At 37.5% G+C, this 10,803-nt stretch carries 14 protein-coding genes and 1 tRNA gene; 13 read left to right on the top strand and 2 right to left on the bottom strand.

Annotated features, from left to right (window positions below; genetic code table 11):
- The 6 genes from QM887_RS09775 to QM887_RS09750 all read left to right on the top strand — a co-directional run.
- Positions 1-95: IS3 family transposase (locus tag QM887_RS09775; protein WP_414271427.1), on the top strand; the 95-nt coding region annotated here is incomplete at its 5' end.
- A 116-nt stretch (positions 96-211) separates the two neighbouring features.
- Complete coding sequence (locus tag QM887_RS09770) at positions 212-1,375, top strand: AI-2E family transporter (RefSeq protein ID WP_414271426.1); 1,164 nt, start codon at positions 212-214, stop codon at positions 1,373-1,375.
- Positions 1,365-2,597 carry a tetratricopeptide repeat protein gene (locus tag QM887_RS09765; protein WP_414271425.1) on the top strand — a complete coding sequence of 411 codons (1,233 nt, stop codon included), beginning with the start codon at positions 1,365-1,367 and terminating at the stop codon, positions 2,595-2,597. The genes QM887_RS09770 and QM887_RS09765 overlap by 11 nt, the downstream gene beginning before the upstream one ends.
- Before the next feature lie 183 nt (positions 2,598-2,780).
- The gene (locus QM887_RS09760) at positions 2,781-3,617 is read left to right on the top strand and encodes a DegV family protein (protein WP_414271424.1); all 837 of its coding nucleotides are present in this window, start codon (positions 2,781-2,783) and stop codon (positions 3,615-3,617) included.
- 106 nt (positions 3,618-3,723) lie between these two features.
- Positions 3,724-3,999 (top strand): HU family DNA-binding protein, encoded by a 276-nt coding sequence (locus QM887_RS09755; protein ID WP_001284633.1) that lies wholly within the window; start codon positions 3,724-3,726, stop codon positions 3,997-3,999.
- 342 nt (positions 4,000-4,341) lie between these two features.
- Positions 4,342-4,662 carry a heavy metal-binding domain-containing protein gene (locus QM887_RS09750; protein ID WP_414271423.1) on the top strand — a complete coding sequence of 107 codons (321 nt, stop codon included), beginning with the start codon at positions 4,342-4,344 and terminating at the stop codon, positions 4,660-4,662.
- A gap of 44 nt (positions 4,663-4,706) precedes the next feature.
- On the opposite strand, the gene QM887_RS09745 is transcribed toward QM887_RS09750, so the two are convergent.
- A complete protein-coding gene (locus QM887_RS09745) occupies positions 4,707-4,949 on the bottom strand; it encodes a type B 50S ribosomal protein L31 (protein WP_414271422.1) in 243 nt (80 codons plus the stop codon).
- A 96-nt stretch (positions 4,950-5,045) separates the two neighbouring features.
- Positions 5,046-5,981, bottom strand: a complete 936-nt coding sequence (locus QM887_RS09740) for a DHH family phosphoesterase (RefSeq protein WP_414271421.1) — start codon at positions 5,979-5,981, stop codon at positions 5,046-5,048.
- Positions 5,982-6,084: 103 nt separating this feature from the next.
- Between QM887_RS09740 and QM887_RS09735 the strand changes: the two genes are divergently transcribed.
- The 7 genes from QM887_RS09735 to QM887_RS09705 all read left to right on the top strand — a co-directional run.
- Positions 6,085-6,528 carry a flavodoxin gene (locus QM887_RS09735; protein WP_414271420.1) on the top strand — a complete coding sequence of 148 codons (444 nt, stop codon included), beginning with the start codon at positions 6,085-6,087 and terminating at the stop codon, positions 6,526-6,528.
- A 114-nt stretch (positions 6,529-6,642) separates the two neighbouring features.
- Positions 6,643-6,909, top strand: a complete 267-nt coding sequence (locus tag QM887_RS09730) for a chorismate mutase (RefSeq protein WP_414271419.1) — start codon at positions 6,643-6,645, stop codon at positions 6,907-6,909.
- The gene (gene crcB, locus QM887_RS09725) at positions 6,906-7,280 is read left to right on the top strand and encodes a fluoride efflux transporter CrcB (RefSeq protein ID WP_414271418.1); all 375 of its coding nucleotides are present in this window, start codon (positions 6,906-6,908) and stop codon (positions 7,278-7,280) included. The genes QM887_RS09730 and crcB (QM887_RS09725) overlap by 4 nt, the downstream gene beginning before the upstream one ends.
- Entirely contained in the window at positions 7,274-7,603 is a 330-nt protein-coding gene (gene crcB / locus QM887_RS09720) for a fluoride efflux transporter CrcB (RefSeq protein WP_414271417.1), read from the top strand. The genes crcB (QM887_RS09725) and crcB (QM887_RS09720) overlap by 7 nt, the downstream gene beginning before the upstream one ends.
- 118 nt (positions 7,604-7,721) lie before the next feature.
- A complete protein-coding gene (gene rplS / locus QM887_RS09715; protein ID WP_001068670.1) occupies positions 7,722-8,069 on the top strand; it encodes a 50S ribosomal protein L19 in 348 nt (115 codons plus the stop codon).
- Positions 8,070-8,111: 42 nt separating this feature from the next.
- Positions 8,112-8,183 (top strand) — tRNA-Arg (locus QM887_RS09710).
- A 729-nt stretch (positions 8,184-8,912) separates the two neighbouring features.
- Positions 8,913-10,803: mucin-binding protein (locus QM887_RS09705; RefSeq protein ID WP_414271416.1), on the top strand; the 1,891-nt coding region annotated here is incomplete at its 3' end.

The following is a 10,803-nucleotide window of genomic DNA, read 5'->3' as shown; positions in this document are numbered from 1 at the left end:
TTGTAGACTATATCAATTACTACAACAACAAACGAATTAAGGTAAAACTAAAAGGACTTAGTCCTGTACAATACAGAACTAAATCCTTTGGGTAAATTAATTGTCTAACTTTTTGGGGTCAGTACATATTCTCATCTTCCTTAAACGCTTTAAAAGCGGTTTATTCTTAGTAAAAATGGTATAATGAAAAGACAAAGGAAAGGAAGTAGATATGGAACAAAAAGAGAAACAGTTTAATCTATCTTGGTTTTTTAAGTGGTTTTTAGATAATAAAGCCGTTACTTTTTTCCTAGTAGCCTTGCTATTGGGACTAAATATTTTTATTCTCAGTAAAATCAGCTTTTTATTTATCCCTGTTGTGGATTTTCTATCGGTCGTTATGTTGCCTGTTATTTTGTCGGGCTTGCTTTTCTATCTTTTAAATCCTATTGTGGATTTGCTTGAACGATACAAGGTAAATCGTGTCCTTGCTATTAGTATGATCTTCGTTGTGATTGCTATTCTCTTGATTGTTGGACTAGCCGTTGCAATTCCAAATCTTCAACGTCAAGTAATTGTTTTTGCGCAAAATGTACCAAGTTATCTCGAAGATGCTGACAGAGTTATTAATGACCTTATAACCAAGCGTTTACCAGATGATTTTAGACCCCAACTGGAACAGGTTCTTGCTAATTTTTCAACACAAGCAACTGCCTGGGCAAGTAATATTTCATCAAAAGCTGTGAACTGGGTGAGTGCTCTTATTAGCGGAACGTCACAAGTCATCGTCGCTCTAATTATCATGCCGTTTATGCTCTTTTATCTCCTAAGAGATGGAAAAGGTTTAAGAGATCATATCACTCAATTCTTACCAAATAAATTGAGAGAACCAGTTGGTAAGGTTCTTTCAGATGTCAATCAACAACTTGCTAATTACGTTCGAGGTCAAATTACTGTAGCCGTTATCGTGGCTATCATGTTTATTATCTTGTTCAAGATCATTGGCTTAAGATATGCGGTGACTCTTGGTATTACTGCTGGGGTTTTAAATCTTATCCCTTATCTTGGAAGTTTCCTTGCTATGATTCCAGCCCTAGTCTTAGGTCTGATTGCTGGACCTGTCATGCTCTTAAAGGTTATCATCGTCTTTATCGTTGAGCAAACCATCGAAGGTCGTTTTGTTTCGCCACTGATTTTAGGTAGCCAATTAAATATTCACCCAATTACCATTCTATTTGTTTTGTTAACATCTGGTTCTATGTTTGGTGTTTGGGGAGTCCTACTAGGAATTCCTGTTTATGCTTCAGCCAAGGTTGTTATTTCAGCGATTTTTGAATGGTATAAAACTGTTAGTGGTCTCTATGAGCTAGAAGAGGAGGTTGAAGGTGAACAATAGTCAAGAAATGCTTGAGGCCTTAAATCAGCAGGATTTAACAAGGGCTGAACATTATTTCCAAAAAGCACTTGTAGAAGACCCCGATGACCTACTGCTAGAGCTTGCATATTATCTAGAGGGCATTGGTTTTTATCCTCAAGCTCGTCAAATCTACGAAAAACTTGCTCCAGTATTTCCAGAGGTAAATCTGAATCTAGCAACTATTGCTAGTGAAGATGGTCAAATAGAAGAAGCTTTTGCTTATCTGGAAGAAATTCAACCTAACAGCGATTGGTATCTATCTGCACTTGTTTTGAAGGCAGATTTCTACCAAATGGAAGGCTTGACGGATGTAGCTCGTGAGAAGCTCTTAGAGGCGCGTAGCTACTCTGATGATCCTCTCCTAATATTTGGTCTAGCTGAATTAGATAGTGAGCTAGGAAATGATTTAGAAGCGATTAAGGGCTATGCCCAACTAGATAATCGCGAGCTATATGAACAGACTGGGATTTCAACCTATCAGCGAATTGGAACTGCCTACGCTCGTCTTGGAAAGTTTGAATCAGCAATTGAATTTTTAGAAAAAGCTTTAGAGTTAGAGTATGAAGATCAAACTGCTTTTGAATTAGCGAGTCTTTACTTTGACCAAGAGGAATATCAAAAAGCTGTCTTATATTTTAAACAGTTGGATACTATTTCTCCAGATTTTGAAGGTTATGAATATAGCTATAGCCAGGCTCTACATAAGGAACATCAAACTGAGCAAGCCTTACAGATAGCTCAACAAGGTTTGAAAAAAAATCCTTTCGAGACACGTTTGCTACTCCTTGCCTCACAATTATCTTACGAATTGCATCAGCCTGAACAAGCAGAAGCTTACCTTCTTCAAGCCCAAGAAGATGCAGAGGACCAAGAGGAAATCTTATTGCGTCTAGCAACTATGTATCAAGAACAGGAACGTTACGAAGATATTTTAGCTTTAGAAGTTTATGAGCCAGAAAATCTCTTGACTAAGTGGATGATTGCACGGAGTTACCAAGAAACTGAAGATTTGGATGCTGCCTATGAATCTTATCAGGCATTGGTTCCAGAACTCAAGGAAAATCCTGAGTTTTTAGAGCAATATATTTACCTCTTGCGTGAGCTTGGGAATTTTGAAGAAGCTAAAGTCCAGATTCAAAATTATCTAAAGTTGGTTCCTGATGATATACAGATGCAGGATTTGTATGAACGTTTGTTGTAATGTTAAAGTAGTCGTCTTACTAGGCGGCTATTTTTATATTCATCTATAACACGAAGAAAATTACTGAAATTAGGTTACGAAATTCAAAGGATACAGTATGAATTTTTAGCATTTTTTTGATATAATTGTTATAGCTAAATTGAAAAACTCGCTTTATCAGTGAGACATAGAAAGATTTGAATTATGACACAAGTAAAAATTGTAACGGATTCGTCAGTTACCATTGAACCAGAAGTGGTCAAAGAATTAAATATAACCGTTGTTCCCCTCTCTGTAATGATTGATAGTGTTCTTTATTCGGATGCTGATCTTGAAGAAGGTGAGTTCCTTCGCTTGATGCAAGAGAGTAAAAATCTTCCTAAAACGAGTCAACCTCCAGTGGGGCTTTTTGCTGAGATTTTTGAAGAGTTGAGTAAGGATGGCAGTCAGATTTTAGCGATTCATATGTCGCATGCCTTATCTGGCACTGTAGAAGCAGCTCGTCAGGGAGCCAGCCTATCGACTGCGAAAGTAACTGTAGTAGATAGTTCTTTTACAGACCAAGCCCTCAAGTTTCAAGTTGTTGAAGCAGCCAAATTAGCTCAAGAAGGACAAGACATTGAGACAATTGTGGCTCATGTTGAAGAAGTAAAGAAGAACACAGAGCTCTATATTGGTGTTTCTACCTTGGAAAACCTTGTTAAAGGTGGTCGTATTGGCCGTGTTACAGGTCTTTTAAGCTCTCTATTAAATATCCGAGTAGTCATGCAGATGAAGGATGACGAGTTGCAACCTATCGTGAAAGGACGTGGTTCCAAGACCTTTAAAAAATGGTTGGATGAGCTAGTTTCAAAATTATCAGAACGTTCTGTTGCAGAAATTGGAATTTCTTATTCAGGCACTAATGACTGGGCTAAAGAGATGAAAGAAGTCCTACAAGCCTATGTTGAAAAACCAATTTCTATCTTAGAAACAGGTTCAATTATTCAAACTCACACAGGTGAAAATGCTTGGGCTATTTTGATAAGATATGATTCCTAAAAAAATAAAGAAAATCGCAAGAAATAGCGTTTTTGACTTGACCTATAAGAGATTTTAGGATATGATTGTAATTGTTAATTAGAAATTATTTGGAGGAATTATTAACATGGCAAACAAACAAGATTTGATCGCTAAAGTAGCAGAAGCTACAGAATTGACTAAGAAAGATTCAGCAGCAGCAGTAGACGCTGTATTTGCAGCAGTAGCTGATTACCTTGCAGCTGGTGAAAAAGTTCAATTGATCGGTTTTGGTAATTTCGAAGTTCGTGAGCGTGCAGCACGTAAAGGTCGCAACCCACAAACTGGTAAAGAAATTACAATCGCAGCTTCAAAAGTTCCAGCATTCAAAGCTGGTAAAGCTCTTAAAGACGCTGTTAAATAATGAATTTAGAAAAAGCCTATTGTATCAAGCTTGCTAGCTTGGTCAGTAGGCTTTTTTGTGTATAGGGGGCAAAAAGGGGGCAGGAGAGAACAGTATTTTCTATACCAGTCATGAATTCCAAGTTATACCCATTGGTAAGATTGATGAAACTGAGAAAGCTATCTCAAGTTAGGCTTGCAAAGATAAAATTCAGACCCTCATCCATACAATTGGCACTAAATGGATATCAAACAAGGTTGGTGAGAAGAGTTTCCTTTCAACCACTGAGCCCTTTATAGAATTTCTTGACAGAGTTAGTGAAAGGGTTTACAATTATATAAAAGAAGTTAGGAGGAAAGGAAGATGATTATTTCAACTACGGGAATTGAAGGCAAGAAAATCCTAGCCTACAAAGGAATCGTCTTTGGTGAAGTGGTTGCTGGCGTTAATATGTTCAAAGATATGGCTGCTGGCTTCCGTAATGTTTTTGGAGGACGAGCTAGTAGTTATGAAGGCGAGTTGACTCAAGCAAGAGAAGAAGCTCTGGCAGAAATGATGGAGCGTGCAAGTGAACGTGGAGCAAATGCTATTATAGGTATAAAAATGGACTATGAAACTTTAGGTGCTGAAAATGGTATGCTGATGGTCACTTGTAGTGGAACAGCAGTGGTGGTTGAATCTTAATTTGAGGAGCAAAAAAAGAACAGTCGGAACTGTTCTTTTTATGATTATTCGAGACCGTATTTTTTGTTGAAACGATCCACGCGTCCATCTGCTTGAGTGAACTTTTGACGTCCAGTGTAGAATGGGTGTGAGTCTGATGAAATTTCCACACGGATCAATGGGTAAGTTTCGCCTTCGAACTCAACAGTTTCGTTAGAGCGTTTTGTTGAACCGCTAAGGAATTGGTAACCAGTAGTTGTGTCCATGAAGACAACTGGGCGATATTCTGGATGGATATCTTTTTTCATTTTGCAATATTTCCTTTCTGCCATGGTCTCTTTGCGAGCCATAGATTGTTACCATACTAGTCTATCAGATTCTGATAAGTTTGGCAAGCTTTTTATCTATTTTTTCAGTAAGTTTTTTAATTTTTGGTAGATGACTTCATTTTCCTCTAGGCTATAGGAGTTAGCACCACTTGCAAGGGGATGACCACCGCCATCATGTTCTTTTGCAACACCATTAATTGGGACAAATTTACTGCGAAGGCGAACACGATAGTGACCGTCTGCTTGTTCTACAAAAATTCCCCATAGATTGACATCCTCAATACGACCTGGAGCTCCAACAATAGCAGCTGTTTCAGAATCAGTTATTTGGTAAGACTGGAGAAGTTCTTGGCTTAGAATGACACGGGCAACTCCATTTTCATCGACTTCTAGGTGATCATAGACATAACCTTGTAGTTTGGCAATTTTGAAACTAATCGTGTCCATCTTACGAGTTAATTCAGCATAGTCAAAATTATGTTCGCGTAGATGGCTTGCGATTCGAAGAGTACGACTCGAAGTAGAAGGATATAAGAAGCGACCAGTATCACCAATAATACCCGCACACAATAGTTTAGCAGCATAATCCGAAAGCTCAAGCTTTGTTTCTTCTGCAAAGAGGGCAATCATCTCACTTGCGCTACTAGAGTTAGTATCTACCCAGACTAAGTCCCCATAAACTTCGTCATTTGGATGGTGGTCAATCTTGATAACAGTTTCAGCCTGTTGGTAACGCTTGTCATCAATGCGAGCCGTATTGGCAGTATCACAGATAATTGCAAGAGCACCGTGGTAGTCACTATCTGAAACTTGATCCATCTTTGCCAGCCATGTTAGTGTTGGTTCATCATAACCAACTACCTTGATATTTTTCTCTGGGAAATGATGTTCCAAGAGAGCCTTTAGTCCAACCTGACTTCCCAAGGCATCAGGGTCTGGTTTCATATGACGGTGAATGATAATGGTATCGTATTCTTTAATTTTTTCTAAAATTTGGTGGCAAATCTCCATAAATAACCTCAATTCTTTCTCATTTCATTGTAGCACAAGAGTTTTTATTTTTAAAATGAAAAAGATGTGATATAATGGAGAAAGATAAATTGAGGAGGACGATATGGCATTAGCAAAAATTGTATTTGCCAGTATGACCGGTAATACCGAAGAAATCGCAGATATTGTAGCAGATAAATTACGTGACTTGGGATTGGATGTCGATGTGGACGAGTGTACAACTGTTGACGCTTCAGACTTCCTAGAAGCAGACATCGCAATTGTAGCAACCTACACTTATGGTGATGGAGAATTGCCTGATGAGATGATGGACTTCTATGAAGACCTAGCAGATCTTAACTTGAATGGCAAAATCTATGGAGTTGTTGGATCAGGTGATACTTTCTACGACGAGTTTTGTAAAGCTGTTGATGATTTTGATCATGTATTTGCTTCTACAGGAGCTGAGAAAGGTTCAGAATCTGTCAAAGTAGATCTTTCTGCAGAAGAAGAAGATATTGAACGCTTAGAGCAATTCGCAGAAGAGTTAGCTGCTAAAGTTGGATAATATAATGTTGCACTGATTGGTTAAGTCAGTGCAGTTTTTATTAACTAGAATTAGGATTATACTAGCCTATTTAGTGCTTTTTTGGTACAATAATTCAAATAAAAAGGAGGCCCTATGGACTTAGATATTATTAGACAAGAAATCGACAAAATCGATGACCAAATCGTCCAACTTTTAGAAGAAAGAATGCATCTAGTTGAGGGCGTAGTTGCTTATAAAAAGTCTACAGGAAAACAAATATTAGATTCCAAAAGAGAAGAAGCTATCTTTGAAAAAGTCAGAAATCGTGTCAGCGATAAAAAGTACGAAGAAACAATTGTTGCGACTTTTTCAGATATTCTCAAGCATTCTAGAGACTACCAGGAGCAGAAACTCTTATGAAAAAAGAACAATTCTATCCGCTAGGAATTTTTCTAGCTGCCATGCTGGGAGGACTTGTCCGCTATCTGATTTCTACATGGTTGCCAGCCAGTCCAGGCTTCCCTTGGGGAACTCTTTTTGCTAACTATCTAGGAATTTTTTGCTTAGTTTATCTTGTCAAAGGTTATCTGGTTTATAAGGGGAGCAGTAAGGGTTTGGTTTTAGCACTGGGTACAGGTTTTTGCGGAGGTTTGACAACCTTTTCTAGTCTAATGCTTGATGCTGTAAAACTGCTTGATACAGGGTGTTATCTGAGTTTGGTCATGTATTTGCTTTTGAGTATAGGTGGAGGGCTTTTATTGGCTTATTGTTTAGGGAGGAAGAAATGGTAATCATTTATCTAGCACTTGCTTGTGGAGTCGGTGCACTTGTTCGTTATTTCCTTTCTAGCCTTAATCAAGAGAGGATTTTACCACTAGGAACACTTCTAGCAAATCTTTTAGGTTGTTTTTTAATTGGTTTATTTTACAATTATGTAGAAGATAAGGAGCTCTATGCTATTCTAGCGACAGGTTTTTGTGGAGGTCTAACCACTTTTTCAACCTTGAATGATGAACTTCAAAGACTGTTGAGCGATAAGAAGGTCTTTTATTCTTATTTAACTTTGACCTACCTAGGTGGTTTGGTTGCGATTTTTTTAGGAATTTTGCTATAAATTTCTTTACTTTTTCTAGGAAATTTGATAAACTGTATCTTGTGTGTAATGGACGCACAAAAATACAGTTTATCCGCTGAGGAAGTTTCCTCAAGATTGACAAAGATAGGAGAATAAAATGAATCCATTAATCCAAAGCTTGACTGAAGGTCAACTTCGTACTGATATCCCATCATTCCGTCCTGGTGACACTGTTCGTGTACATGCGAAAGTTGTCGAAGGAAACCGTGAACGTGTTCAGATCTTTGAAGGTGTTGTTATTGCACGTAAAGGTGCTGGCATCTCTGAAAACTACACAGTTCGTAAAATCTCTAACGGTGTAGGTGTTGAACGTATCTTCCCAATCCACACTCCACGTGTTGAAAAGATCGAAGTTGTTCGTTACGGTAAAGTACGTCGTGCGAAATTGTACTACTTGCGTGCTCTTCAAGGTAAAGCAGCTCGTATCAAAGAAATCCGTCGTTAATTCGACCAAAAAACTCTGCTCATTCGGCAGGGTTTTTCTCTAGCTCCCTTAGTTCAATGGATATAACAACTCCCTCCTAAGGAGTAGTTGCAGGTTCGATTCCTGCAGGGGGCATTTTTAGAAATGTAAAGAAAGACAAAGAAAATTCAAAGTGTTTATTTAATGGCTTTTTTCCACAATTTCATTTTTAAAAATAATTTAGTATTTTTTGTTTTTTTGACCAAATTTTGACCAAAAATTATTTTTTTCTCAATGAATATAGAATAAAGTAGATCAGGAAACTGGTCTATTTTATTTTGGATATTTATTGTATCCTAATTATGCTATTTTACATTATGTGTTGGTTATGTAATGTGAGTCGTCATATTAAAAAATTTTTGATTGAAACATATGAATATTTATAGATAATAAAAATGTAAAGTTATTATAACTCTTGACGAAAATTAGATTAATATAATCGGCTTCATGAGACAAAAAAAATCTAAATCAGAACTCTGGAACTCAAATGCCATTACTAATATCAAGAATTTATATTGTTTTTTAAAAAAGAAAAATAAAATTTTTTTCAAAAAACAATATAAATTCTTGAAATATTAACTCATAGTGATATACTAATAATTGTAAACATTTACAAAAAATTAAGGAGGATAAAATGAAATTTCATTTTAATGAGCGCCAACGCTTTTCTTTACGAATGTTCCAGGATTAGAAGTTGGGGCTAAAGCTGATTCAGTTTCTGTTTCATATGATTCAAGCAAAGCACCAGATACGCTTATTGAAGCTCAAGCAGGTAAACGTACCGTTTCAGAAACTTATTGGCGCAATATTGTAGCTAAGTCTGATTTGGGTACATACGAAACAGTCGTTGTCTATAAGCGACCAATGCAATCAGCTATTATTAAATACATTGATACAAGTGCTAATAATAAGGAGTTAGCAAAAGATCAAGTTTCTGGTAAATCGGATGAAGCCATTAACTACTCAACGGATGCTAAGATTGCTGATTTTGTTAATAAAGGTTACAAACTTGTAGACGATGGATTCAAAAAGGCCTCTGAAGATCAAAAGAAATTTGATGATGATGAAAACATTGAACAAGAATTCGTAGTTAGACTAGAACACGATGTAACTCCAGTTGGACCAAATAATCCACATAAACCAACAGATCCAATCAATCCAAAAGATCCAAAGAGTCCTAAATACCCTGAGACAGATCAATGGAAGAAAGATGTAACATCAACTGTTCATTATGTGGTATCAGACGGTAATGCAACTGCCCCAGCTGACAATGTTCAAAATGCACAATGGACACGTACCTTAAATGTTGATAAGGTGACAGGTAAAGTTCTTAACCCTGATGCAACATGGACAGCTAATAAGACTAACTATGATGCAGTTCCAACACCAGGATTGACAGGTTACTACGCTGATAAAGGAAGTGTTGCTTCTAAGACAGTCACTCAAGAAAATCTCGAAGAAACTGTAACTTACAGACCACTTGGAAAATTGGTTCCAAAACCAGAGACACCAAACGATCCAAACTTCCCATCAAAACCAGGAGTGAAGTATCCAAATGATCCAAAAGATCCAACTAAACCAGGTCAACCACTTGTTCCAGATGTACCAGGTTATGAACCACATCTTCCAGATCCAAAAGATCCAACTAAACCAGGTAAATTAGTACCTCCAGGAACACCAATCACTCCTGATAAACCAGGTGAAGACACACCAATTATCTACGTACCAAAAACAACTAAAGTTACAAAACCAACTAAACAAACGGTAACGTTTGAAGGAGCAGGAACAGCTACTCCAGCTGATAAGGTTCAAGATAACTTCACCTTTACTGGTAAACAAAAAAATGGTACAACAACATGGGATCAACCTAATCACACTTATGGCAAAGAAACAGTTCCAGTTGTTGAACATTACTATGCCGATAAGAAAGAAGCTGGATCTAAGACAGTTACTCCAGATCAACCAGAAGTTACGGATAAGGTTACTTATAAAGCATTAGGAAAAATTATCCAAGTGGACGAAGCCGGAAATGTCATCCCGGGTTCAGTTTCGAAGATTTATGAAAATAATCCATCCAATCCTACAGAAGCAGCGGAAACTAAGATTCCTGATGCTCCAACTGGATATAAGATTAAGGAAGAACAACCACAAGCTTGGGGTTATAATATTGTTGATAAAACGATTGAGCCGAATGACGAGAGTGATCCAGATCGTATTTCACGTGACACACCAATCATCTACGTACCAATCGTAAATGATGTGAAGAAACCAACTAAACAAACAGTTAAGTTTGAAGGAGCAGGTGATAAGACTCCAGGAGACAATGTCCAAGACGACTTCACATTCACTGGTAAAGAAAACAAAGCTTCTGGAACTACAACATGGAATGAGAAGAGCCATACTTACGGTAAGGTATCTGTTCCAGTAATTCCAGGTTACTACGCTGATAAGACAGAAGCTGGTGGTAAGACAGTTACTCCAGAAAATCCTGAAGCAACAGATACAGTAACCTACAAACCACTTGGAAACTTGGTTCCAAAACCAGGAACACCAGACGATCCAAACTTCCCATCAACACCAAAAGTGAAGTATCCAAATGATCCAAAAGATCCAAGTAAACCAGGTCAACCAGTTGTTCCTAATGTACCAGGCTACAAACCATACTTGCCAGATCCAAAAGATCCAAGCAAACCAGGTAAACCAGTAGAACCAGGAA

Origin of the sequence: Streptococcus infantis (assembly GCF_047460875.1) — a bacterium.
GTDB classification, from domain to species: domain Bacteria; phylum Bacillota; class Bacilli; order Lactobacillales; family Streptococcaceae; genus Streptococcus; species Streptococcus infantis_AA.
This window is presented reverse-complemented; position numbering and strand designations above follow the sequence as displayed.

Bases quoted from the DNA above. Each gene is read 5' to 3' on its own strand.
- QM887_RS09770 (WP_414271426.1), top strand. From the start codon at position 212: ATGGAACAAAAAGAGAAACAGTTTAATCTATCTTGGTTTTTTAAGTGG.
- QM887_RS09760 (WP_414271424.1), top strand. From the start codon at position 2,781: ATGACACAAGTAAAAATTGTAACGGATTCGTCAGTTACCATTGAACCA.
- QM887_RS09755 (WP_001284633.1), top strand. From the start codon at position 3,724: ATGGCAAACAAACAAGATTTGATCGCTAAAGTAGCAGAAGCTACAGAA.
- QM887_RS09750 (WP_414271423.1), top strand. From the start codon at position 4,342: ATGATTATTTCAACTACGGGAATTGAAGGCAAGAAAATCCTAGCCTAC.
- QM887_RS09745 (WP_414271422.1), bottom strand. From the start codon at position 4,949: ATGAAAAAAGATATCCATCCAGAATATCGCCCAGTTGTCTTCATGGAC.
- QM887_RS09740 (WP_414271421.1), bottom strand. From the start codon at position 5,981: ATGGAGATTTGCCACCAAATTTTAGAAAAAATTAAAGAATACGATACC.
- QM887_RS09735 (WP_414271420.1), top strand. From the start codon at position 6,085: ATGGCATTAGCAAAAATTGTATTTGCCAGTATGACCGGTAATACCGAA.
- QM887_RS09730 (WP_414271419.1), top strand. From the start codon at position 6,643: ATGGACTTAGATATTATTAGACAAGAAATCGACAAAATCGATGACCAA.
- crcB (WP_414271418.1), top strand. From the start codon at position 6,906: ATGAAAAAAGAACAATTCTATCCGCTAGGAATTTTTCTAGCTGCCATG.
- crcB (WP_414271417.1), top strand. From the start codon at position 7,274: ATGGTAATCATTTATCTAGCACTTGCTTGTGGAGTCGGTGCACTTGTT.
- rplS (WP_001068670.1), top strand. From the start codon at position 7,722: ATGAATCCATTAATCCAAAGCTTGACTGAAGGTCAACTTCGTACTGAT.